The sequence below is a fragment of the Devosia lucknowensis genome (assembly GCF_900177655.1).
In the GTDB taxonomy this organism is placed as follows: Bacteria; Pseudomonadota; Alphaproteobacteria; order Rhizobiales; family Devosiaceae; genus Devosia; species Devosia lucknowensis.
In genome coordinates, this window is record NZ_FXWK01000002.1 from 874,859 (window position 1) to 896,263 (window position 21,405).

Here is a 21,405-nt window from a genome sequence, read left to right on the forward strand (position 1 = left end):
TCTTCACGATCGTCTCCGCCGGGATTAACATTGCCCTTGCGCCGATCTGGCGCAGGGGGAACACTCATGTCGCATTTTGCCGTGAACTGGCTGGCCGTCGTGCTGGCCGCGATTGCCGCCTATGCCTTCGGCGCCGTCTGGTACATGGGCCTGTCGCGCCAGTGGATGGCAGCGCTGGGCAAGACCAAGGATCAATTGCAGGTCGGGTTCACGCCCTTCATCTGGTCCTTCGCGGTGGAGCTGGTGATGGCCTATTTCATCGCCCTGCTCACGCCCGTCATGATGGGGGAGATCACCGTTGCCTCAGGCGCTCTGGTCGGCGTCCACATGTGGGTCGGCTTCGTCATCACCACCCTGATCATGAATCACCGCTACGAAGGCATGAAGTGGTCACTGACCGTCATCGACGGGTTGCACCTGCTCGGTGTCCTGGTCATTCAGGGCGTGGTGATCGGGCTTCTAGGCTAGGTCGCTGCCGCTTGCCACCGGCGGGACGTTCACCGGTTCCGCCGTGGGGGCGTATTTGTTGAGCAGGGGCAACTGGGTCATTGAGAAAACCACGGTCAGTGGCATGATGCCCCACACCTTGAACGCCACCCAGAAGTCGGTGGAGAAATTGCGCCAGACCACTTCATTGACGACGGCGAGCAGGATGAAGAACAGACCCCAGTTGAGGGTCAGTTTCCACCAGCCTTCGGGTCTGAGCTTGTAGACGTCGCCGAAGACGTATTTCAGCAAGGACTGCCCGAACAGCAGGCCGCCCAACAGCACCGATGCAAAGAGCACATTGGTGATGGTGGGCTTGATCTTGATGAAGGTCTCGTCCTGCAGCCAAAGGGTCAGGCCGCCGAAAATCAGCACGACGACGCCGGTGACCAGCGGCATCACCGGGATCTTCTTGAGAAGAATCTTGGAAAGCACCAGGGATACGGCCATGGCCACCATGAATACGGCCGTGGCGAGAAAGAAGCCTTCGGGAAAGATCGCGTCCAGCGCAGGGACGGCTGCAAGAATGCGGTCGCCCATGAAATTGACGACGAAGAAGATGACCAGGGGCCCCAATTCAAGCGAGAGCTTGGTGATCTGCGGCTTGAGGTCTTCCCAGTTGACTTCTGGTTCGGCGGCTTTGTTGGTCATCTTGTGTTCCATCGGCCCAATGTGATGCCAGGGGCCATGCGATGCAAGGGTTCAATAGGCTGCAAGAGTGGTGAGATTTTGGCTGCAGCGGCGAGGGGCGAACCTTAGTCCTGGCCCGCAATCGCCCGGGCGAAATCGCGCGCCTTGAAGGGTTCGAGGTCGTTGACGCCCTCTCCAACGCCGATGAAATGCACCGGAAGCCCGAACTTGCGGGCGATGGCGACCAGAATGCCGCCACGCGCCGTGCCGTCGAGCTTGGTCATCACCAGCCCGGTGACCCCAGCGCGCTGGCCGAAGATTTCCACCTGCTTCAGCGCGTTCTGGCCCGTAGTGGCATCGAGCGTGAGCAACGTTGCGTGCGGCGCCTCGGGTTCGACCTTCTTGATGACGCGAATGACCTTTTCCAGCTCGTTCATCAGCTCGTCGCGATTTTGCAGACGCCCGGCGGTATCGATAATCAGCACATCGCGCCCTTCGGCCTTGGCCTGGGTCACGGCATCATAGGCGAGGCCGGAGGCATCGGCGCCGGCCGGCCTGGAAATAACGGGCGCGCCGGTGCGCTGGCCCCATACCTGGAGTTGTTCGATGGCTGCGGCGCGGAAGGTGTCGCCGGCCGCGAGCATGACCGACTTGCCTTCAGCGGCAAATTTCTGCGCCAGTTTGCCGATCGTCGTGGTCTTGCCCGAGCCGTTTACGCCGATCATCAGGATGATGAAGGGTTTCTTGGCTGTGTCTATGGTCAGCGGGCGCGTGACAGGGCCGAGAACTTTCTCGACCTCGTCGGCGAGCACCGCGCGCACGTCTTCGCCCGACACGTCCTTGTCGAATCTGTCGCGCCGCAGGGTGTCGGTTATGGCCATTGCCGTCTCGATTCCGAGATCGGCCTGGATCAGGACGTCTTCGAGCTCGTCGAGGGTCGCCGCGTCGAGCTTGCGCTTGGTGAAGACCGAGGTGATCGAGGTCGTGAGGTTGTCCGACGAGCGACGCAGGCCGCTGGCTAGGCGCTGAAACCAGCCCTGCTGCGGTGCCGCGGTTTCCGGCGCCGGGATGATCGGCATGCTGTCTCGAGCGGCCGCCGCCCGGTCTTCGATGTCCTCGACGTAATCGGGGGTCGTCTCGGGCGGGCCAGGGGGCGGAAGAACCTCCGGCTCGGTGGGGGGAGCGGTCTGAGGCTCGGGTTCCGGCTCGGGTATCGAGGGAATGGCGTCCGGGGTGATCGGTGTTTCCGGAACGGTCTCCGGTTCCGGTTCGGGCGCCGGAGGCACAGGCTGCGGGGCCGGCGTCACCGGGTCTATGGGGCGCGTTTCGGGTGGTGCGGGCGAGGGTGCCGGTTCAAGGCCAAACAGACGCTGGAAGAAGCCGGGTTTCTTTTCGGTCATTGGTTTACCTGGTTCCTTTTACCTTCAGGCTGCCGCGCGCAGCGGCTCCCCGTCCAGACCACCGGCATTGGCGCCCGTGATCCTGATCGCGACGATCCTGCCCGCCTCGATGCCCGCAACGCGCACCGGAACGAATTGTTCGGTTCGGCCGATGCCGCCGCGTTCCACCAGAACGGTTTCCGTCTTGCCCAGCCGGCTTTCGCAGAGCGCCCGGAACTGCCTGTCACCGGCTTCGCGCAGTCGCCCGGTACGAGCCCGCGCCACGGCCTTGTCGACCTGTGGCATGCGGGCGGCAGGAGTGCCGGGGCGCGGCGAATAGGTGAAGGCGTGGATATAGGTGAGCCCGGCTTCTTCGATAAAGCGCAGCGAATTGTCGAACATGGCGTCGGTCTCGGTCGGGAAGCCGGCAATGATATCGGCGCCGAAAACCATGTCCGGCCGCAAGCCGCGGAGCCTGCTTACGACAGCGAGGGCGTCATCGCGCAGGTGACGCCGCTTCATGCGCTTCAGGATCATGTCGTCGCCCGATTGCAGCGACAGGTGCAGGTGCGGCATGAGCCTTTGATCGGTCACCGCGTCATAGAGCGCATCGTCCGCCTCGATACTGTCGATGGACGAGATGCGCAGGCGCGCAAGATCGGGCACGTGCCGAAGGATCGACTGAACCAGCATGCCCAGGGTCGGGCTGCCGGGCAGATCGGGACCATAAGAGGTGATGTCGACGCCGGTGAGAACGACTTCGCCGCAGCCGTTGGCGACGAGCTTTCTGATTTGCTCGACAACCGCACCCATCGGCACCGAGCGTGACGGACCGCGGCCGAACGGGATGATGCAGAAGGTGCAGCGGTGATCGCAACCGTTCTGCACCTGCACGAAGGCGCGGGTATGGCCGTCCATCGCCTCGATCAGGTGCGACGCAGTTTCGCGAACGCTCATGATGTCGTTCACCTGCACCTTGTCATTGATGGGAAGGCCGAAGGTGAGGGAAGCGTAGCTCTCCGCCTTGAGCTTGTCGGCATTGCCGATGACCAGATCCACCTCGGTCATGTCGCCGAACGACCGCGCGTCCGTCTGGGCAGCGCAGCCGGTCACGATGATGCGGGCGTTTGGATTGTCGCGACGGGCCCTGCGCACTGCCTGGCGCGCCTGCTTGACCGCTTCCGAGGTGACCGCGCAGGTGTTGATGATGATCGCATTGTCGAGACCCGCCTTTTCAGCCTCGCCCTTCATCACGCTGGCCTCATAGGCATTGAGGCGGCAGCCGAATGTCAGCGTCTGGATTGCCATCAGGCCGCTTCACTCCGGGTCCACGCGCCGGTCGACGGATCGAATACGCCGCGCCATTCGCGTTCGGCCGGGCCCGTCAGGGTCACATGGTCGTTGTCGAGCCATTCCACCACGAGGTCGCCACCCGGCAAGGTGACCGTTGCCTTGCGCGCCGTCCGACGGGTGCGGGCGCCATTGACCAGTGCCGCGCAGGCCGCCGTGCCACAGGCTTCGGTCAGACCGGCACCGCGCTCCCAAACGCGCAGGATGATCTTGTCGGTCGCCACGACCTGGGCAATCCCGATATTGGCGCGCTCGGGAAAGATCGGATGGTTTTCGAGCAGCGGGCCGAAGCGATCGAGCGCATAGGACCACACGTCGTCCTTGACCCAGAATGTGGCGTGCGGATTGCCCATCGACATGGCCGATGGCGAATGCAGCACCGGTGCGTCGATGGGCCCGATCTGCAATTCGATCTGGCGCGTATCGGCGAATTCCTCGGCCAGCGGGATGTCGTACCAGGCAAACCTGGGTGTCCCCATGTCGACGGTGATCTGACCGTTTGCTTCTTCTTCTCCGAACAGGATGCCGGCGACGGTTTCGAAGGTGAAGCGCTGGCGCCCCTTCTCGGCTGTGAGGGTCTGAATGACGCAACGCATGCCATTGCCGCAGGCCTGGGCGCGCGAACCATCGGAATTGATGATCTCGATATAGTTGACCGTGCCTGGCGTGCGGGGATCGTGGATCGCCATGATCTGATCGAACCGGGTCTCGGCACGGGCATTGATCGCGATCGCCGCTTCAGGCGTCACGCGCCCGTCGACGCCGCGCATGTCTGCGACGATGATCTGGTTGCCCAGTCCGTTCATCTTGAGGAAGGGGACGTTACCCACGGCTGCGGTTCCGATTGGCGCCGGCCGGATGGTTCGGCAGGCAAAGGGTTTTCACTGTTGTGCCCTATATGGCGGATGCATCGGCAAATTGCCAGCGCCAGCCGGTCAAGCTGGCTTTAACCAGTGTCGGGAAGTTAATCCGGCTCTAGGGATTTTTCGACTATGATCGGCGTTATGCCAACAGCATGACCGGCGCTCGCTTGCGCCGCAGGATACCGCCCATGATCACTGACACGCGTCCCGAGACCCGACCGAGCGCCGGCGACCAATCGTCCGCCATTGTCGTCGCGCGGCTCGACGCCGCGCAGCTTGCGGCCCTGCCGGCAGCGCAGTGGGACCTGCTGACGCGAAACAGCCTCACGGAAAATCCGTTCTTCGATCGCCGGCAGGTGTTGGCGTCGCTCGCCACCGTCGACAAAGGCAAGAAGGTCGGCGCCCTCAGCTTTTCGGTGGGCGGGGCGTTGGTGGGGCTTTTTCTCTTTCAGTCCCGATCCAAGATTCCAGCGCCCTTTCCGGTCGCCAATGGCCTCGCCAACGACTACCTGCTCAATGGGACGCCACTGATCGACAGGGATCATGCCGATGCAGTGATCGAAAAATTCCTCGATCTCGTCAGGACCGGCGGAGCGCCGGCCATCTGGGCGTTCGACGATGTCGACCTCGACGCTGCGGTGTTCCAGAAACTTCGCGCGGCAGTGGCGGCAACCGGGATGGCCTGGGCGACGGCCACGCCCTACCAGCGCGCCTATCTCACCCGACTTGACGGTGGGCTCGAGGAACACCTGACGCAGGTTCTCTCCAAGAACCGGCTCAAGGATGTGCGGCGCACCATGCGTCGCCTGGGCGAAGCCGGGCACATCGCGCTCGAACATGTCGAGGATGAAGCACGCCTTCCCGGGCGCATCGATGATTTCCTGACGCTCGAGAATGCAGGCTGGAAGGGCGAGATGGGGACGTCGTTCCTGTCGCGTCCGGCCGATGCGGAATTCGCGCGATGCTCCTATGTCGCCGGGCTGGCGGCCATGGACAGCCTGCTGCTCGACGGGCGACCGATCGCCATGAAGCTCTCGATTCGTACGCAACGGACCGCCTTTACTCCCAAGATTGCCTATGACGAGACCTACAAGAAACTCGGGCCCGGAATGGCCCTCGAATACATGCTGATCGAAGATTTCTATGCCAATGACACGATCGACGCCGTTGATGCGGCGGCGACAGCGGAGGGCCATTCGGCGCTGAACTTCTTCAACAACCACAAGTCGATGGCGACGGTCATACTCGGCTGCCGGTCGTGGCAGGTGCGTCTGTTGGCGTGGCTGCATGACGGTCGCGAGACGCTGAAAAAGAAAGTGCTCGAATTCAGGGCCAGACAGGCCGAGCGTCGCCATGCGGCGCCCAAGCCGGATGTCGAGACCTAAGCGCTGCCCTTGCCGCGCAGGCGAAACAGCGCCCGGCGCACGGTGGTCGTGATCTGCCACAGTTTCGGGTTCTGCTTGATCGTGCGCTTGAGCGCGGTCACCCGTCCCATGATCGCCGCCGCGGCGCGGCCCTTTGCCGTCAGCGGCACCAGCGCCTGGTAGACCGGCTCAGGATCGGTCCAGCGACCCTTGTAGCTGAAGTCGCCCAGGCCGATGTCGAAGGTCTTGAACCCGTCGTCGATCAACTGATCCATCAGCTCGGCGATGAGAATGTGCATCAGGCTGAACTTGCTGCCTTCGTCCGAGGTGGTCGAATTGATGTAGAGCGAATAGTGGTCGCCCGCGGTCGTGCCCCAGGCGGTTGCGGCTATCTGGTCGCCGCCCATCAGCGCGTGGGCCACGAAAACCGGCCTGGGGTCGCCGAAACTAGCGGCCGTCGCGTCGCGGAAGAACCGCCGGAAGTACGGCTCCTCGAAGATATTGGTGATGCCCATTTCATTGAAGCGGGTGCGGCGCTGGGTGAGGAAGGCTTCGTGCACCTGTGCCAGGGTGGCTGCGTCGGCCACCCGCACGAGCCGCACTGTGCCCATCGCTTCTTCCATGCGGCGCCGGCTGCGCATGAGGTCGCCGCGACGCTTCGGCGCCAGGCGGTGCTTAATGAACGGCTTGGGGGTGTCACCGATCTCGGTGCGGTAAAAGTGCGATGCCCCTGGGGCATGGGGCAGCTGCAGCAACGGATTGGCGAGACCATTCCAGGTGACGAGAAGATTGTCGAACGACAGGAGATCGATGCCGCCAAGCAGTTTCGAGACGCTGGTAAAGATCGACAGCAGCGCCCGCGCATCCGGTTCGAAGCCGGGCGCCGTGATCATCCAATCGGCATTGGAGGTGTCCGAGCCGAGAATATGCGCCCTCCTGAGACCGCCGGAGCGGCGAATGCCCAAAGGCAGCAAGGCAACCGGCCGGCCATCCTGCCGAATAATGGCGATGGCGACGGTGACGTCCGCTTCGGCTCCGGCCGCAAGCAAATCTCTGATCCAGTCGAAGCGCTGATAGGGGGTCGTCGTGCCTTTCGTTTCAAGCGCGCGCCAGCTCGCCTCGGCCGCAGCCAGGGTGTCGAAGAGAGTGACATCCGACTGCGACACGCCGTGGTCGAGCGAATTCTGGCTGGCGACAGTGGCGGTGGACATTGGCCTTCGAAGACAGGTTGTTCGGGTGCGCAGCCTAGCGGGCATTCCGCAGCATTGCGTTAATCTGCTCAGCAGAAACGGGCTTCTGCGCCACTTGATTTCGGCCATCTTCGGCCGCTTCGGTTCAGGGTTAATTTTCCATCATTCAGGCTCCTCCTGACAAAGGCTGGCGGAAAGGACGGGCAATAAGGACGCATGGCAGACCAGATTTCTCCCCGAATTGCGAAAGCTGTTGCAGCGCTGCCGCTGAAGCCCGACCTGCGCATCCTCGAAATCGGGTGCGGAACAGGCGTGGCGGCGCGCTCGATCTGTGGCGTTTTGACGACGGGCAAGATCGTCGCCATCGACCGGTCGGCCAAGGCTATCGCGATCGCCAGGGCCGGATCGGCCACGGCGCTGGCAACGGGGCGTCTTGAATTCCGCCAGTCGGCAATCGAGGATTTTGTGCTTGCGCCGGGTGAGGCGCACTTCGATTTCGCCTTCGCCATGCGGGTCGGGTCACTCGACGGGCGCCACCCGGAACTGGCGAGCCAGGCGATCGAGCGGCTGCGTGCGGCCCTCAAGCCCGATGCCCTGGTCTTTGTCGATGACCGGGCGCCTCTGAGCATCCGGGATATTTCCCGCTTTTCTTGACTCGCCCGGCACTTTCCCCTAAAGCCACCCCGTTCATCAGGCTTTTGCTCCTGACCAGCCGACCGGGACCCCGCATGGGTCTCAAGATCCCGGAGGCCAACATCCGCCAGCGCGTTGCGCCCGCGGGTGGGTTTTGCATTTGGCCTTTTGGCACTTATCTCTCCGGGGCTTACTCCCGCGAGCGAAAAGGAAAACAGATGTTCGAGAGCCTCTCCGACCGGCTTGGCAAAATTTTCGATGGTCTTCGTGGACGCGGCGCGCTGAACGCTGCCGATGTCGATGCGGCCATGCGCGAAATCCGCCGGGCGCTGATCGAGGCCGACGTCAGCCTCGAAGTCGTCCGCGCCTTTGTCGAACAGGTCCGCGAACGCGCTGTCGGGGCCGAGGTCACCCGTTCGGTGACGCCGGGCCAGCAGGTGGTCAAGATCGTCAATGACGAACTGGTCCAGGTGCTGGGATCGGACGCCGTCACCATCGATCTCAATGCGCCGGCGCCAGTCACCCTCCTCATGGTGGGTCTGCAGGGCTCGGGCAAGACCACGACCACGGCCAAGATCGCCAAGCGGCTCAAGGACCGGCAGAAGAAGAAGGTCCTGCTTGCTTCGCTCGATACCCGCCGCCCGGCCGCCATGGAGCAGCTGCGCGTGCTCGGCGAACAGGTCGGCGTCGACACGCTTCCCATTGTCACCACCGAGACCCCGGTGGAGATTGCCCGCCGCGCCGAGCGCGAGGGCCGTCTCGGCGGGTATGACGTCCTTATTCTCGATACCGCCGGCCGGACCCATATCGACGAAGAATTGATGGTGGAAACGGTCTCCATCAGAGAGATCGCCAAGCCCCACGAAATCCTGCTCGTCGTCGATGCGCTGACCGGCCAGGACGCGATCAACGTCGCGCGAAGCTTCGACACCCGTCTCGACATCACCGGTATCGTGATGACCCGCGTCGATGGTGACGGCCGCGGCGGTGCGGCGCTGTCGATGCGCGCAGCCACGGGCAAGCCGATCAAGCTGATCGGCGTCGGCGAAAAGATGGATGCGCTCGAGGATTTCCATCCCTCGCGCATCGCCGACCGGATCCTGGGCATGGGCGATATCGTCAGCCTCGTGGAAAAGGCCGCCGAGCACGTCACGGCCGAAGACGCGGCCAAGATGGCGAAGAAGCTCAAGAAGGGCGCCTTCGACCTCGATGACCTGCGTGCCCAGCTCATCCAGATGAAGAAGATGGGCGGCATGGGCGGCCTGATGGGCATGTTGCCCGGCGCGGGCCAGCTCAAGAAAGCCATGGCCGGCGCCAATGTCGACGAAAAAGTCTTCGACCGCCAGATCGCCATCATCAATTCGATGACGGCCAAGGAGCGCGCCAATCCCGATCTGCTCAACGCCAGCCGCCGCAAGCGCATCGCTGCCGGTGCCGGTGTCGAGGTTTCGGAAATCAACAAGCTCGCCAAGCAGCACCGCCAGATGGCCGACATGATGAAGAAGGTCGGCAAGGGTGGCATGGGTGCGTTGGGCGGCATGTTCGGCGGCAAAATGGGCGGGATGCTCGGCGGCATGCCGGACCTGTCGAAAATGGATCCCAAGCAGCTCGAACAGATGGCCCGCCAGGCCGGCATCGATCCCGAGCAGCTCAAGGGCCTGCCCTCGGCAGACCTTCCGCCCGCGCAGAAGGCGTTGCCCAGCGACGTCAATGCGCTGCTCAAATCCTCCGGCGGACCGGCCTTGCCCGGTCTTGGCGGAGCTCCCCGTTTCCCCGGCCTGCCCGGCCTGGGCAAGAAGAAATAACCGACTTAACCGATCACCTGACAGGACTGCAAAATGGCTCTCAAGATCCGCCTTGCCCGCGCCGGCACCAAGAAGCGCCCCTTCTACCACATCGTCATCGCTGACGCCCGTTCGCCGCGCGACGGCCGCTTCATCGAGAAGCTGGGCACGTTCAATCCGCTGCTGGCCAAGGATGCCGAAAACCGCGTCGTGCTCGACACCGAGCGCGCCAAGCACTGGCTCTCGCATGGCGCACAGCCGACGGACCGCGTGCTGCGCTTCCTCGACACTGCCGGCCTCGTCAAGCGCGAAGCCCGCAACAACCCGAACAAGGCCGTCCCCGGCGACAAGGCCAAGGAACGCGCCGAAGAGCGCGCTGCCAAGGCTGCCGCCGGTTCGGAAGCTGCTGCCGAGTAAATTCAGGTTTCATTGCCTGAAAAGAATATCCCCGGTCTCGCGACCGGGGATATTTTTTTGTCTTTTGTCTGCCGATGCCAAGACCACCGGGATGACATCGCGGGTAGGGCGGCTGTTGCGCTTACTGCTTCAGCTTGGCCAGGATCGCGGCGCCCATTTCTTCGGTGCCGACGGTCTTGCGGTTGTCCTGGGCGATGTCGCCGGTGCGCAGGCCATCGCTCAGCACAGCCGAGATGGCACCTTCGACCTTGCCGGCCAGTTCGATCATGTTGAACGAATAGCGCAGGGCCATGGCGAAGCTGGCGATCATGGCGATGGGATTGGCGATGCCCTTGCCGGCAATGTCGGGGGCCGAGCCGTGCACGGGCTCGTAGAAGGCCTTGCGCTTGCCGGTGACCGGATCGGGCGCACCCAGCGAAGCCGAGGGCAACATGCCGAGCGAGCCTGTGAGCATGGCCGCGACGTCGGAGAGGATGTCGCCGAAGAGATTGTCGGTGACCATGACGTCAAATTGCTTGGGCGTGCGGACCAGCTGCATGGCGGCGTTGTCGGCCAGAATGTGGTGCAGCTCGACATCTGGATAGTCCTTGCCGACGCCCTTGACCACTTCGTCCCAGAGCACGCCCGACTTCATGACGTTCTTCTTGTCGGCAGAGTGGACCTTGCCACCACGGGTGCGGGCCAGATCGAAGGCGACGCGCGCAATGCGGTCGATCTCGTAGGTTTCGTAGACCTGGGTGTCGATGGCGCGCTTCTGGCCGTTGCCGAGATCGGTGATGGTCTTGGGTTCACCGAAATAGACGCCGCCGGTCAGCTCGCGGACGATGAGGATGTCGAGGCCTTCGACCAGTTCTTTCCTCAGCGAAGAGGCGTCGGCGAGGGCGGGGTAGCAGATGGCGGGACGCAGATTGGCGAAGACCGCCAGTTCCTTGCGCAGGCGCAGAAGGGCCGCTTCCGGGCGGTGCTCATAGGGCACGTTGTCCCACTTGGGGCCGCCCACGGCCCCGAAGATCACGGCGTCGGCTGCCTTGGCCTTGGCCACGTCCTCATCGGTGATGGCAACGCCATGCTTGTCATAGGCAGCGCCGCCGGCAAGGCCGCTGTCGGTCGAGAAGTCGGTGAGGCCCTCGCCATTGGTCCAGGCGATGAGCTTTTCGACCTCAACCATGATTTCGGTGCCAATGCCGTCGCCCGGCAGAAGGAAGAGGGAATGGGTAGCCATGATGGGAATGCTCCTCGCCGTACTGGTGGGTACACCTGAATTTGGTGCCGACATAGCCGGTTTTGCGGGCCTTGCGCAAGGCGGGATCAGGTAATTCCGTTCCGGTCGAACAGTACCCAGAAGGCGAAGACATTGGTGAGGCCGTGGGCAAGGCTGGTGTAAAAAACCGAGCCGGTGCGCCAGGCGATCCATGCCCAGAAGAGACCCAGTAGACCGGCGCCGCCGACAAGGGTGAGCACACCACCATCGAAGACCAGGCCGTGGCTCAGCGCCAGGGGGACATGCCAGAGCGTAAAGAGCGCCCAGCCGAGCCAGAAGCCGAGGCGGGGCCGATCGCGGAAGGTGCCGAGAAAGCCGCCGCGCCAGGCAATTTCCTCGAGCGGGCCGTTGATGAAGGCGATCAGCAGCGCCAGATACATGCCGCCCTGGCTGAGGATGGCGGTATTGGGCACGAAATTGACCACAGCGACGATGCCGACCTGGACAAGGAGCGCTGGCAGCAGCCACCAGTCGCGCCAAGCCAGCTTTTCCGAGAACAGGCGCCCATCATCGCCGGCAAGAGCATGCCAGCCGATGACCGGCAGGCAGAAAAACAGCCAATAGAAAGTGATGGACAGCAGGTAGCCGTGCAGAGGGTGCCAGGCGGTGAGCGCCGGCACGATGAAAAACAGCGCCCCGATCAGGAGCGCTGCGTGGATCACCAAGACAATCTGCCGCCGGTTCATCCTGGCATCATACCCTGGCTGGGCCCGGCGGGGACATTGTTTTGTCGCGCTTCCAAACCGCGAAACCGTTGCCACTTTCGCTGGAAGCGCTCTAGGCGTGGCTGGTGGCCGCGCCGATGCGGGCGGTGACCTCGATCTCGATCTTCATGCCTTGCTCGATCATCTGCACGATGAGCATGGAGGCGGCCGGACGGATATCCTTGAACACCGGGCCGACGGCAGCGACCACGGCATCCACGTCGGCACGGTCGCCGACATAATAGACCACGCGGACGGTGTCCTGGATGGAGGATCCGGCTTCCTTGAGCGCCTTGTCGATGGTGGCCAGAGCATTCCTGGCCTGCTCGCCGACGCTTTCGGGCATGGTCATGGTGGCGTAGTCATAGCCGGTGGTGCCGGAGACATAGACCGTATCCTCGTGGCGGACGGCACGGGAATAGCCAAAGGTTGCTTCGAAAGGGGAGCCGGTGGAAACGCGCTGAACCAATTTTGTCTCGTTGCTGGAGGAGTTAGAGCCAGGGACGCTGGGAGGCCATCTTGCCTTCGAAGGCGGAGATGGATGGATCCGATTTCAGCGTGCCGGCGATATCGTCGAGGCCTTCGAGCAGGATCTGCTTGCGGCTCGGATCGATGTCGAAATGCAGCGTGCCGCCATCGGGTCCCTTGATGGTCTGGCTTTCGAGATCGACGGTCAGCGTGGCATTGGCGCCGCGCTCGGCATCGTCGAGCAGCAGCTTGAGCTGATCGGGAGTGACCACGAGCGGGAGGATGCCGTTCTTGAAGCAGTTATTGTAGAAAATGTCGGCAAAGCTCGTCGAGATCACGCAGCGGACGCCGAAGTCGAGCAGGGCCCAGGGGGCATGCTCGCGGCTCGAGCCGCAGCCGAAATTGTCGCCAGCGATGATGATCTGCGCCTGACGATAGGCGGGCTTGTTGAGCACGAAGTCGGGGTTTTCGGAGCCGTCCTCGTTATAGCGCATTTCCGAGAACAGCGCGGTGCCGAGGCCGGTGCGCTTGATGGTCTTCAGATACTGCTTGGGGATGATCATATCGGTATCGATGTTGATGATCGGCAGGGGCGCCGCGACACCGGTGAGGGATGTGAACTTGTCCATGGGCCTTGGGGAACCTCGCGAGATCATGCCGCGCTCTCCGGGCGCTCAATGTGCCGGAAGCGCTGTGTTGCCGCAGGTCATGCCGCAAAAGCGGCTTTTGGGCAAGCCTGAACCGTACCGAAGCGTACGGCAAGCGCTTGCGCCGGTCGGCTTTTGGCCTCCGGTGCAACGGAAACTGACGGACCCCGAGGCGGATAGCGCCCCAGAATGACAAAAATGCGAGACGCGAACCGCCCCGGGGCGCCGGTTTTTGGAACTGTCCGGCGGCGGGGGATCGCTCGTCCCGTCGCGGCCGGACTGGAACCCGTGGGAGAGGCAAAACCCCCACCCGGCTCACCCGGCCACTGTTCGCCTGCAGGCCGCCGCGCCGGGTGATGGGCAGGAGTATGGCGCAGGTTGGGGGCGCGGGGATAAGTTTGGTTCGGCGACGCGGGCCATCGCATCAGCTATGATCGTTGTCGACACGGGGACACCAAAGGGATGAAAGCATTGCGCAGGGTGATCAGCGTCATCTGCCTGTTGTTGGCCAGTCCGGGAGCCGTCGGTGCCATGCCGATCGATCTCAGCGTCGAGCGCCTTTTTGATCTGTGCGCATCGGCCAGCGTCGCGGCCGCCGCGAAAACGGGTGATCAACTGGGATGGGAACGCCTTGCCGAGGCCGAGATCGAGGACTGGCGCGCCGGTTTTGTCGCGCATAATGGCGGATCGGTCGAGCTTGTGGGCTGGAAGCGCGTGCGGGACGGCAAAGCCGAGACCACGTCGTTCTGGATAGCGACCGGTCCGAATGCCCACAAAGGCTGTACCTATGGCACCGAGGACGCGGCCTCGTTTCTCGACGCACTGACGGAATGGCTGGGTGAGCCGGACAGTCTCGAGGAATACGACGATGTGGAAGCGGTCACCGCTTGGTGGGAGCGCGACGACGGCGAATATTCGTTCAGCCAGGTCGGAGCGTCCGCCAGCGTCTTGATCAAGCCGAACTGGCCCTGATGCAGACAGACCCTGGGCGGATATCGCGATGAAGACCCTGGCAGATTTCGATGTCGGCCTGCTGCTGACGCTGGATGCGCTCCACAAGGAGAAGAATGTCACCCACGCAGCGGCGCGACTGAACATCACGCAATCGGCGCTGTCGGCCCGGTTGACGCGGCTGCGCCACCTGCTCGGCGATCCGCTGTTCATCCCCTCGACCTCAGGGCGCGGAATGGTCGCCTCGCCCCATGCACTGGCGCTGCAGCCGGAGCTCACGCGGCTGCTCGACCAGTGGACCGCCTTCATCGGGACGGCCAAGGTGTTCGATGCGGCGACGAGCCGGCGCATTTTCCGCGTGGCCGCCACCGACAATCCGGCCTCGATCCTGGCGCCGGACCTGATCCCGCTGGTGCGCACGGAGGCGCCCCATGCCAAGATCGCCTTCACGACGCCCAACAAGGCCACAATCGCCCAGGACCTCGAGGACGGCGCGGTGGACGTTTTCGTCGGCGTCGCCGAGGACGGGGCACCGGGCCTGATGGGCCGGAAACTGTTTCAGGAGCGTTTCGTGACGGCTCAGCGCCGGGGCCATCCGCGCGGCACCGGGCCGCTGAGCCTCGATGAATTCTGCGCGCTGGACCATCTGCTGATCTCGACCAGCGGCGGGCATTTTTCCGGGATGATCGACAGCGCGCTGGCGGAAACGGGCAGGCAGAGAAACGTCGCCGTTTCGGTGCAGAGCTATGCGCTGGCGCCGCTGATGCTGAGCAGCACGGATTTGGTCTGCACCCTGCCCAAGCGGTTCCTCGAGCGCTTCGAAGGCGTGTTGGATTATGTCGACGCGCCGCTCGAGCTCGCGCCGTTCGAGGTGAACCTGTTCTGGCATCCGCGAATGAGCGCGGATGCCTCGCATTCATGGCTGCGCGAGCGGATTTTGCGAAGCGCCCGGCGTTCGACGCCAGGCGCTCCCGCCGCCGGTTAGAAATCCTGCAGGACGTAGTCGCCGACCTTGTCGGCCTTGGGGTCAAACAGGGTATCGAGACGGGCGTTGAGGACATAGATGTCATCGCCGGCTTTGGCCGCCGCTGTCGGCATCGAGAGGGCGCTGGGCTCCGTACGTTCGATGGAAGCGGTCTTCCAACCGTCGGTCGAGACAAGTTCGACGATGCGGTCGGCACCCAGGTTCTGCACGACCACGAGATGCTCATCGTCGAGCAGCTGAATGCCATCGGCGCCGGTCAGCGCTTCGGGCAGTGCGACGCGCGCGATGTCGGTGGGATCGGTGGTGCTGACCCTGAAGAGCTCGCCGGTATTGTATTTGCCAACCAGCAGGAAGCCGTCGGGGTGCCAGGCGATGCCGTTGAGGTTGAAGCCTTCGGCGGTCAGGAAAGACGGGTCCTGGGCAAAGATCGACGCCACGCCTTCGGTGTCGATCCTGTAGACGATCGGCGCAAAGCTGTCGGTGACATAGGCATTGCCGTCGGCATCGAGCGCGATGTCGTTGGCGAAATGCGCGCCCTGGGAGAGCGCACCCAAGTCGTAATAGGCCTTGGGCGTGCCGGTGGTCGCATCATAGGTGGCGATGGCGGCCAGCGTGCCTTGGGTGGCCGCCGATGTCCTGATGCCGGCGCCGGGATCGGAATTGGTCACCCAAAGCGTATTGTCCGCGTCGCTGACCAGCAGACCGACCGTGGTGACGAGACGGTCATCGGCAATGAAGGGGGAATAGGTGCCGGCCCTGTCGAGCGTGGCGACGAGACCTTGGGTCACCGAGCCAAGGAAGAAGACGTCCTGCCGGGCCGAGTAGGTGAGGCTTTCGGGATAGGCGTCGTCGGTGGCGAAATTGATGTCCTGCGCAAAGGCGGGGCTCATCGCCGAGAGTATCGCGGCAGTTGCAATGCCGGCCAGAAGCGTGCGGGTGGTCATGTCGAGGTCCTTTCGATCGTCGATGCCGAGGATCTAGGCGACCACCGCTGGCCGCGGAAATTCGCCGCTCCGATTGGACCAATCGAAGCGGGTGATGGGTCGGGCGCCGGAGCCGGGCATTGGCGCTGTCGATGGGACCCAGTCGGGCAATGCGTTGGTGCGCCGGCGCCCCTGTCGGTCATGGTGTGCGCGGTCCGCCCTCTGCCGTTGCGGCGCGACCCAAGGCGCGAAAGGACCCAGCATGATCGACTTCTATTTCCACGCCACGCCCAATTCCATGAAGGTGGCGGTGCTGCTCGAGGAGCTACAGCTGCCGTTCACCGTCCGGGCAGTGGATATCTTCAAGGGCGAGCAGCACCTGCCGGCCTTCAAGGCCATCAATCCCAACGCCAAGGTGCCGGCCATCGTGGATGAGGGAACCGCGATATTCGATTCCCACGCCATCCTTCTCTACTTGGCGCAAAAGCATGGAGCTTTCGTGCCGGAGAACCGGAGCGAGCATGGCGTGATGCTGTCCTGGCTGCAGCTCGTCGCCACCGGGCTTTCGCCCTTTTCGGGGCAGGCCATCCACTTCAAGCATTATGCGCCCGAGGCCATCCCCTATGCGGTGAACCGCTATACGCGAGAGGTGGCGCGGCACTACGAAGTTCTCGAGGCGCGCCTGGGGACCGCGCGATACCTGGCGGGCGACCAATATACCATTGCCGACATGGCCCTTTGGGGCTGGGCCGCTTCTGCCGGCTATGTGTTCGGGGAGGGGGCCCTTTCGCCCTATCCCAATGTCGAAAGGTTCATGCAGGAGATGGCTGCGCGACCGGCCGTGCAGCGCGCCTTGGCGATGAAGGCCGCGCATGTCTTCAAGGCCGAGCTCGACGCGGAAACGCGCAAGGCGATGTTTCCCCAGAACGAGCCGGCCTGAGCCGATTGCGCAAAAAGCAAACCCCGGGACAATCGCCCGGGGTTTTTTCATCGGTAGCATCGGGAGATGGACGCGGCCTCAGCCTTCGAGGCTTTCGCGCGGATCGACGCCGAGCATGATGTTGAGGTTCTGCACAGCCGCACCCGAAGCACCCTTGCCCAGGTTGTCGTAGACGGCTGCTATGACGGCCTGGTTGCGCTCGTCATTGGCGAAAACGTGCAGGGTCATCGTATTGGTGCCGTTATGGGCCTGCGGGTCGAGGGCCGCGGTCTTGCCCAGGGCCGGATCGTAGGCGGCGACGCGCACGAAACTATCGGGGATGGCGGCGTAGAAATCGGCCAGCGCAGCGTGAATGTCCCTGCCGGTCGGAATATCGGCAACCATGTCGAGATGGAGCGGCAGGGACGTCGTCATGCCCTGCGCGAAATTGCCGACCACGGGTTCAAACAGCGGGGCACGATTGAGCCTGGCGTAGTGGGCCATTTCGGGCAGGTGCTTGTGGGCGAAGGTGAGGGCATAGGGCATGAACTGGCTGGCGCCGGTCCCTTGTGCCTCATAGTCCTCGATCATCTGCCGGCCGCCACCGGAATAGCCGGAAATGCCGTGATAGGAGAGTGGGTAATCGCCCGGCAGGAGCCGCGCCTCGACCAGCGGGCGGGCGGCGGCGATCAGGCCCTGTGGCCAGCAGCCGGGATTGGCCACGTAGCGCGCCTTGCGGATTTCCTCGGTCTGGTCGATGTCCATTTCGGCAAAGCCATAGGCCCAGCCTTCGGCGACGCGGTGGGCTGTCGAGGCGTCGATGACGCGGGTCGTGTGGTTTTCAATGAGCCGCACGCTTTCCCTGGCCGCATCGTCGGGCAGGCAGAGAATGGCGACATCGGCCGCGTTGAGGAGGCGCTGGCGCTCGGCCTGATCCTTGCGCTTTTCGGGCGCGATGGAAATGACCTCGAGGTCGCGACGACCGGCGAGGCGCTCGCGGATCTGCAGACCCGTGGTACCGGCTTCGCCATCGATGAAGATTTTTGCGACCATGTTTCGTGCCTTTCCTGAAACGGCGGGCCGTAAATGGGGCCGGACGCCGCCCGCGTCAAGCGCCGTGGCGCAGCGTCGTGTCGACGGCTTCGAGCATGCGCATCCAGGCGCGTTCGGTCTGGGGCAGATAGTCGCTCCAGCGGGCGTCCATCTCGTTGTAGAGCGTGACGACGCTGCCGCTGCCCTCCGGTTCGGGCTCGATGATGATGGTGACCACCGAGGGGTCCTGCTCCTCGGAGGGGTCGACGATGAAGGTGTAGCTGACCCTGGTCGGTCGATCGAGCGCGAGAAAGGTGCCCCAATTGTCGGATGGTTCGCCGTTCCTTGTGCCAAGGATGCGATAGGCGCCGCCCACTTCCGGGTTGAAGTCGAAGCCGGTGATCGTGCCGGAGGCGCCGGTGTTGGCCCAGGCTTCCTGCCAGCGGCGGACTGTGGCGGGCTCGACAAGGGCATCGTAGACCGCCTCGGGCGGGGCAGCGAAAAGGTGGGTTACCTTGGCTTCGATCCTGGCGGTGTTGTTGTCGGGCATGGCGCTTCCTTCCTGATGGGCAAACTGCCGGACCGGGCCTTAGTTCCGCGGGTTCAACAGCTTGGCGGTTGTGATGACAACAGCTTGGCGGTTGTCAGGGTCGCATGCCGGTGGCATTGAATTGACCAGACGGACAAACCCGGAGCACGAGATGACCACGCCGCACAACCACGCAAAGCCAGGCGATTATGCCGAGGCGGTGCTGCTGCCGGGCGATCCGCTGCGGGCCAAATGGATCGCCGAGACATTTTTCGAGGCGCCGCGCCTCGTCAATTCGGTGCGCAATTGCCTGGGCTATACGGGTACGTGGAAGGGCAGGCCGGTTTCGGTGCAGGCCTCGGGCATGGGCCAGCCGTCGCTGTCGATCTATGTGCACGAGCTGATCAACGTCTATGGCGCCAAGGCGCTGATCCGCGTGGGCACCTGCGGCGGCCTCAATGCGAAGGTGAAGGTGCGCGACGTGGTTCTGGCGCAGGGCGCCTCGACCGATTCCTCGATCGTCAAGGGGCGGTTCGGAGCCTTCAACTTCGCGCCCATCGCCGATTTCGGCCTGCTGCGCTCGGCGGCCGACAAGGCCGATGCACGGGGGCTGAAATTTCATGCGGGCAACATGCTGAGCTCGGACATCTTCTATCATGCCAATGGCATTGCCGGATACGATCAGCTCCCCGAGCATGGGGTGATCGGCGTCGAGATGGAAGCGGCGGCCCTTTATACGCTGGCCGCGCGGTTCGGCGTCAAAGCCTTGACCATCTGCACGATGACCGATTGTCTCATCACGCATGAGGAGATAGATGCCGAGGCACGCCAGACTTCGCTCACGGAGATGGTGGAACTGGCGCTCGACGTGGCTGTGGAGGCGTAAATGGCTGTGATTGCAATGGTGCTGGTCGGGCTCGTGGCCCTGCTGCATGTCTATATCATGCTGCTCGAAGTGCTGTGGTGGGACACGCCGCGCGGGCAGAAGGCCTTCGGGCTGACGGCGGAATTCGCCAAGGCGACCAAGGTGCTGGCGATCAACCAGGGCGTCTATAACGGGTTTTTGGCGGCAGGCCTCATCTGGGGCCTCGTCCATCCCGATCCGGAGCTTGGCTGGCAGATCCAGCTGTTCTTCCTCGCCTGCGTGGCGGTAGCCGGGATCGTGGGCGCAGTGACGTCCTCGCGGAAAATCCTGTTCATCCAGACGGTGCCGGCGGTGATCGCGATCCTGGCGGTGGTGCTGGTTTAGAGGCACCCCCACCCGGCCTCCCCCTGATAGAGGGGGAGGAGCAGAGGTCATCGCCAAAGGCACAGTAGACGCGATCTGTCCCTCCCCCTCTATCAGGTAGGGCTAGGTGGGGGTTACGCCGCCATTCGAGCATAGCTCTCATGGCCTTTTCGCCTTGATTTGCTCCACTGGAGCAAATTAGCCTTCGGCACGGCTCAAAGCGCCGAGCACCCGCACCCAGCTGCGGATGCCGCGGTGGTAGCTTTCGAGGTCGTATTTCTCGTTGGGGGAGTGGATCTGGTCGTCCACATGCGCGAAGCCGATCAGGAGCGTGTCGAGGCCGAGAATGGACTTGAACTCGCCGACGACGGGGATGGAGCCGCCCGAGCCGGTGATGACCGCCTGCTTGCCCCATTCGTCGGTGAGGCCTGAAAGCGCCTGGCGCAGAAAGTCGCCGTCGGCCGGCACGGTGATGGCGGGCGAGCCGCCATGGGGAATGAATTCCACCGAGCAATCGGGGGGCAGCATCTTCTCGACATGGGCGCGGAAGGCGGCGCGGATCTTGTCGGGCTTCTGGCCCGAGACGAGGCGGAAGGAAATCTTGGCCGAGGCCTTGGCAGGGATGACGGTCTTGAATCCGTCGCCGGTATAGCCGCCGATCATGCCGTTGATTTCGCAGGTCGGGCGGGCCCAGAGCATTTCGAGCACCGAGCGGCCTTGCTCGCCGGCCGGGGTCGAGAGGTCGACGCTGCCGAGGAACGCCTTGTCGTCGAACCCCAGACCCGCCCATTGCGCCTTGAGTTCAGGCGAGATTTCCGCGACGTCGTCGTAAAAGCCGGGCAGGGTGACCGAGCCATCGGGTGCGCGCAGGCTCGCGATGATGTCGGCGACGACCTGATTGGGATTGCGCGCCGCATTGCCGAACATGCCCGAATGGAGGTCCTTGTCGGCGGCCGTGACGACGATCTCGTCGGCGACGAGGCCGCGCAGCATGGTGGTGATCGAGGGGGTCTGGCGATCCCACATGTCGGTGTCGCAGACCAGGGCAATGTCAGCCTTGAGCTCTTCGGCATTGGCCTTCATGAAGGGCGGCAGGTTCTTGCCGCCGCTTTCTTCCTCGCCTTCAAGCATCAGCGAGATGCGGATGGGCAGTGAGCCGGTCGCCTTTTTCCAGGCGCGACAGGCCTCGATAAAGGTCAACATCTGGCCCTTGTCGTCGGAGGCGCCGCGCGCAACGATGATCTTGCGGCCATCCTTTTCCACGATCTGCGGATCGAAGGGATCGGTGTGCCAGAGGTTGAGGGGGTCGACCGGCTGCACATCGTAGTGCGCGTAGAACAGCACGTGCGGTCCATCCTGCTGCGGGCCATGGGCAACGACAACCGGGTGGCCGGGGGTGGGGCGCGCCGCGGCGTCGAACCCCAGATCGGTCAATTCCCGGACGATCCAGTCAGCTGCCTTGCGGCAATCGTCGGCAAAGGCCGGATCGGTCGAGATGGACTTGATGCGCAGAAGATGGAACAGACGCTCCAGGCTCTGATCCAGCCCCGAATCGACTTCAGACAAGACGGCGTCGATGGTTGCAGGGCTGGTCATGGCAAATCCTTGGGTCGCGAATCCGTAAAAATGGAAGGCGCACCATGGCGCGTCGGGTCGCGCCCT

Annotated in this window: 23 protein-coding genes; 10 read left to right on the forward strand and 13 right to left on the reverse strand. The window is 63.6% G+C overall.

The window, feature by feature from the left end; genetic code table 11:
- The first annotated feature begins 66 nt into the window (after window positions 1-66).
- The gene (locus CCK88_RS16620; RefSeq protein WP_086471685.1) at window positions 67-468 is read left to right on the forward strand and encodes a DUF1761 domain-containing protein; all 402 of its coding nucleotides are present in this window, start codon (window positions 67-69) and stop codon (window positions 466-468) included.
- On the opposite strand, the gene CCK88_RS16625 is transcribed toward CCK88_RS16620, so the two are convergent.
- The 4 genes from CCK88_RS16625 to dapF all read right to left on the reverse strand — a co-directional run bounded on the left by CCK88_RS16625 (window position 460) and on the right by dapF (window position 4,651).
- Window positions 460-1,149, reverse strand: a complete 690-nt coding sequence (locus CCK88_RS16625; protein ID WP_086471686.1) for a septation protein A — start codon at window positions 1,147-1,149, stop codon at window positions 460-462. The two genes, CCK88_RS16620 and CCK88_RS16625, sit on opposite strands and share 9 nt — an antisense overlap.
- A gap of 92 nt (window positions 1,150-1,241) precedes the next feature.
- Window positions 1,242-2,516, reverse strand: coding sequence for a signal recognition particle-docking protein FtsY (ftsY, locus tag CCK88_RS16630; protein WP_086471687.1), 1,275 nt, complete (start codon window positions 2,514-2,516; stop codon window positions 1,242-1,244).
- A 24-nt stretch (window positions 2,517-2,540) separates the two neighbouring features.
- Complete coding sequence (mtaB, locus tag CCK88_RS16635; RefSeq protein ID WP_086471688.1) at window positions 2,541-3,803, reverse strand: tRNA (N(6)-L-threonylcarbamoyladenosine(37)-C(2))-methylthiotransferase MtaB; 1,263 nt, start codon at window positions 3,801-3,803, stop codon at window positions 2,541-2,543.
- Window positions 3,803-4,651, reverse strand: a complete 849-nt coding sequence (dapF, locus tag CCK88_RS16640; RefSeq protein WP_086471689.1) for a diaminopimelate epimerase — start codon at window positions 4,649-4,651, stop codon at window positions 3,803-3,805. Before dapF ends, mtaB begins: the two co-directional genes overlap by 1 nt.
- Before the next feature lie 245 nt (window positions 4,652-4,896).
- Between dapF and CCK88_RS16645 the strand changes: the two genes are divergently transcribed.
- A complete protein-coding gene (locus CCK88_RS16645) occupies window positions 4,897-6,093 on the forward strand; it encodes a GNAT family N-acetyltransferase (protein ID WP_170926533.1) in 1,197 nt (398 codons plus the stop codon).
- Here CCK88_RS16645 and CCK88_RS16650 read toward each other — a convergent pair.
- Window positions 6,090-7,283, reverse strand: coding sequence for a GNAT family N-acetyltransferase (locus CCK88_RS16650; protein WP_170926534.1), 1,194 nt, complete (start codon window positions 7,281-7,283; stop codon window positions 6,090-6,092). The two genes, CCK88_RS16645 and CCK88_RS16650, sit on opposite strands and share 4 nt — an antisense overlap.
- Window positions 7,284-7,478: 195 nt before the next feature.
- Between CCK88_RS16650 and CCK88_RS16655 the strand changes: the two genes are divergently transcribed.
- The 3 genes from CCK88_RS16655 to rpsP all read left to right on the forward strand — a co-directional run bounded on the left by CCK88_RS16655 (window position 7,479) and on the right by rpsP (window position 10,096).
- Window positions 7,479-7,916: a class I SAM-dependent methyltransferase gene (locus CCK88_RS16655; protein WP_086471692.1), complete on the forward strand. Its 438-nt coding sequence runs from the start codon at window positions 7,479-7,481 to the stop codon at window positions 7,914-7,916.
- 197 nt (window positions 7,917-8,113) lie between these two features.
- Window positions 8,114-9,700: a signal recognition particle protein gene (ffh, locus tag CCK88_RS16660; protein ID WP_086472014.1), complete on the forward strand. Its 1,587-nt coding sequence runs from the start codon at window positions 8,114-8,116 to the stop codon at window positions 9,698-9,700.
- 33 nt (window positions 9,701-9,733) lie between these two features.
- The gene (gene rpsP, locus CCK88_RS16665) at window positions 9,734-10,096 is read left to right on the forward strand and encodes a 30S ribosomal protein S16 (protein ID WP_086471693.1); all 363 of its coding nucleotides are present in this window, start codon (window positions 9,734-9,736) and stop codon (window positions 10,094-10,096) included.
- A 121-nt stretch (window positions 10,097-10,217) separates the two neighbouring features.
- Here the strand turns inward: rpsP and leuB are convergent, their stop codons facing one another.
- The 4 genes from leuB to leuD form a co-directional block, all read right to left on the reverse strand.
- Window positions 10,218-11,318: a 3-isopropylmalate dehydrogenase gene (leuB, locus tag CCK88_RS16670; RefSeq protein WP_086471694.1), complete on the reverse strand. Its 1,101-nt coding sequence runs from the start codon at window positions 11,316-11,318 to the stop codon at window positions 10,218-10,220.
- 86 nt (window positions 11,319-11,404) lie between these two features.
- Window positions 11,405-12,043, reverse strand: a complete 639-nt coding sequence (locus tag CCK88_RS16675) for a CPBP family intramembrane glutamic endopeptidase (RefSeq protein WP_086471695.1) — start codon at window positions 12,041-12,043, stop codon at window positions 11,405-11,407.
- Window positions 12,044-12,134: 91 nt separating this feature from the next.
- Window positions 12,135-12,530, reverse strand: a complete 396-nt coding sequence (locus tag CCK88_RS16680; RefSeq protein ID WP_086471696.1) for a RidA family protein — start codon at window positions 12,528-12,530, stop codon at window positions 12,135-12,137.
- Between the two features lie 22 nt (window positions 12,531-12,552).
- The gene (gene leuD, locus CCK88_RS16685) at window positions 12,553-13,158 is read right to left on the reverse strand and encodes a 3-isopropylmalate dehydratase small subunit (protein ID WP_086471697.1); all 606 of its coding nucleotides are present in this window, start codon (window positions 13,156-13,158) and stop codon (window positions 12,553-12,555) included.
- Between the two features lie 480 nt (window positions 13,159-13,638).
- Here leuD and CCK88_RS16690 point away from each other — a divergent pair, with 480 nt between their 5' ends.
- Both CCK88_RS16690 and CCK88_RS16695 read left to right on the forward strand, forming a co-directional pair.
- Window positions 13,639-14,148 (forward strand): hypothetical protein, encoded by a 510-nt coding sequence (locus CCK88_RS16690; protein ID WP_086471698.1) that lies wholly within the window; start codon window positions 13,639-13,641, stop codon window positions 14,146-14,148.
- Window positions 14,149-14,176: 28 nt separating this feature from the next.
- Complete coding sequence (locus tag CCK88_RS16695; RefSeq protein ID WP_086471699.1) at window positions 14,177-15,112, forward strand: LysR family transcriptional regulator; 936 nt, start codon at window positions 14,177-14,179, stop codon at window positions 15,110-15,112.
- Here CCK88_RS16695 and CCK88_RS16700 read toward each other — a convergent pair.
- The gene (locus tag CCK88_RS16700; protein WP_086471700.1) at window positions 15,109-16,056 is read right to left on the reverse strand and encodes a hypothetical protein; all 948 of its coding nucleotides are present in this window, start codon (window positions 16,054-16,056) and stop codon (window positions 15,109-15,111) included. The genes CCK88_RS16695 and CCK88_RS16700 overlap by 4 nt on opposite strands.
- A 241-nt stretch (window positions 16,057-16,297) precedes the next feature.
- Here CCK88_RS16700 and CCK88_RS16705 point away from each other — a divergent pair, with 241 nt between their 5' ends.
- On the forward strand, window positions 16,298-16,975 hold the full coding sequence (locus CCK88_RS16705; RefSeq protein ID WP_210189960.1) for a glutathione S-transferase family protein: 678 nt from the start codon (window positions 16,298-16,300) through the stop codon (window positions 16,973-16,975).
- 78 nt (window positions 16,976-17,053) lie between these two features.
- Here CCK88_RS16705 and argC read toward each other — a convergent pair whose 3' ends face one another.
- On the reverse strand, window positions 17,054-18,007 hold the full coding sequence (gene argC / locus CCK88_RS16710; protein ID WP_086471701.1) for an N-acetyl-gamma-glutamyl-phosphate reductase: 954 nt from the start codon (window positions 18,005-18,007) through the stop codon (window positions 17,054-17,056).
- Window positions 18,008-18,062: 55 nt separating this feature from the next.
- A complete protein-coding gene (locus tag CCK88_RS16715) occupies window positions 18,063-18,536 on the reverse strand; it encodes an SRPBCC family protein (protein ID WP_086471702.1) in 474 nt (157 codons plus the stop codon).
- A gap of 151 nt (window positions 18,537-18,687) precedes the next feature.
- On the opposite strand from CCK88_RS16715, the gene deoD reads away from it, so the two are divergent.
- On the forward strand, window positions 18,688-19,401 hold the full coding sequence (gene deoD, locus CCK88_RS16720; RefSeq protein ID WP_086471703.1) for a purine-nucleoside phosphorylase: 714 nt from the start codon (window positions 18,688-18,690) through the stop codon (window positions 19,399-19,401).
- Between the two features lie 6 nt (window positions 19,402-19,407).
- Entirely contained in the window at window positions 19,408-19,764 is a 357-nt protein-coding gene (locus CCK88_RS16725; RefSeq protein ID WP_086472016.1) for a DUF1304 domain-containing protein, read from the forward strand.
- A 177-nt stretch (window positions 19,765-19,941) separates the two neighbouring features.
- On the opposite strand, the gene CCK88_RS16730 is transcribed toward CCK88_RS16725, so the two are convergent.
- Window positions 19,942-21,339 carry a M20/M25/M40 family metallo-hydrolase gene (locus CCK88_RS16730; protein ID WP_086471704.1) on the reverse strand — a complete coding sequence of 466 codons (1,398 nt, stop codon included), beginning with the start codon at window positions 21,337-21,339 and terminating at the stop codon, window positions 19,942-19,944.
- Window positions 21,340-21,405 lie beyond the last annotated feature (66 nt).

Coding starts and splice junctions, on each gene's coding strand:
- CCK88_RS16620 (WP_086471685.1), top strand. CDS start 67: ATGTCGCATTTTGCCGTGAACTGGCTGGCCGTCGTGCTGGCCGCGATT.
- CCK88_RS16625 (WP_086471686.1), bottom strand. CDS start 1,149: ATGGAACACAAGATGACCAACAAAGCCGCCGAACCAGAAGTCAACTGG.
- ftsY (WP_086471687.1), bottom strand. CDS start 2,516: ATGACCGAAAAGAAACCCGGCTTCTTCCAGCGTCTGTTTGGCCTTGAA.
- mtaB (WP_086471688.1), bottom strand. CDS start 3,803: ATGGCAATCCAGACGCTGACATTCGGCTGCCGCCTCAATGCCTATGAG.
- dapF (WP_086471689.1), bottom strand. CDS start 4,651: ATGAACGGACTGGGCAACCAGATCATCGTCGCAGACATGCGCGGCGTC.
- CCK88_RS16645 (WP_170926533.1), top strand. CDS start 4,897: ATGATCACTGACACGCGTCCCGAGACCCGACCGAGCGCCGGCGACCAA.
- CCK88_RS16650 (WP_170926534.1), bottom strand. CDS start 7,283: ATGTCCACCGCCACTGTCGCCAGCCAGAATTCGCTCGACCACGGCGTG.
- CCK88_RS16655 (WP_086471692.1), top strand. CDS start 7,479: ATGGCAGACCAGATTTCTCCCCGAATTGCGAAAGCTGTTGCAGCGCTG.
- ffh (WP_086472014.1), top strand. CDS start 8,114: ATGTTCGAGAGCCTCTCCGACCGGCTTGGCAAAATTTTCGATGGTCTT.
- rpsP (WP_086471693.1), top strand. CDS start 9,734: ATGGCTCTCAAGATCCGCCTTGCCCGCGCCGGCACCAAGAAGCGCCCC.
- leuB (WP_086471694.1), bottom strand. CDS start 11,318: ATGGCTACCCATTCCCTCTTCCTTCTGCCGGGCGACGGCATTGGCACC.
- CCK88_RS16675 (WP_086471695.1), bottom strand. CDS start 12,043: ATGAACCGGCGGCAGATTGTCTTGGTGATCCACGCAGCGCTCCTGATC.
- leuD (WP_086471697.1), bottom strand. CDS start 13,158: ATGGACAAGTTCACATCCCTCACCGGTGTCGCGGCGCCCCTGCCGATC.
- CCK88_RS16690 (WP_086471698.1), top strand. CDS start 13,639: ATGAAAGCATTGCGCAGGGTGATCAGCGTCATCTGCCTGTTGTTGGCC.
- CCK88_RS16695 (WP_086471699.1), top strand. CDS start 14,177: ATGAAGACCCTGGCAGATTTCGATGTCGGCCTGCTGCTGACGCTGGAT.
- CCK88_RS16700 (WP_086471700.1), bottom strand. CDS start 16,056: ATGACCACCCGCACGCTTCTGGCCGGCATTGCAACTGCCGCGATACTC.
- CCK88_RS16705 (WP_210189960.1), top strand. CDS start 16,298: ATGATCGACTTCTATTTCCACGCCACGCCCAATTCCATGAAGGTGGCG.
- argC (WP_086471701.1), bottom strand. CDS start 18,007: ATGGTCGCAAAAATCTTCATCGATGGCGAAGCCGGTACCACGGGTCTG.
- CCK88_RS16715 (WP_086471702.1), bottom strand. CDS start 18,536: ATGCCCGACAACAACACCGCCAGGATCGAAGCCAAGGTAACCCACCTT.
- deoD (WP_086471703.1), top strand. CDS start 18,688: ATGACCACGCCGCACAACCACGCAAAGCCAGGCGATTATGCCGAGGCG.
- CCK88_RS16730 (WP_086471704.1), bottom strand. CDS start 21,339: ATGACCAGCCCTGCAACCATCGACGCCGTCTTGTCTGAAGTCGATTCG.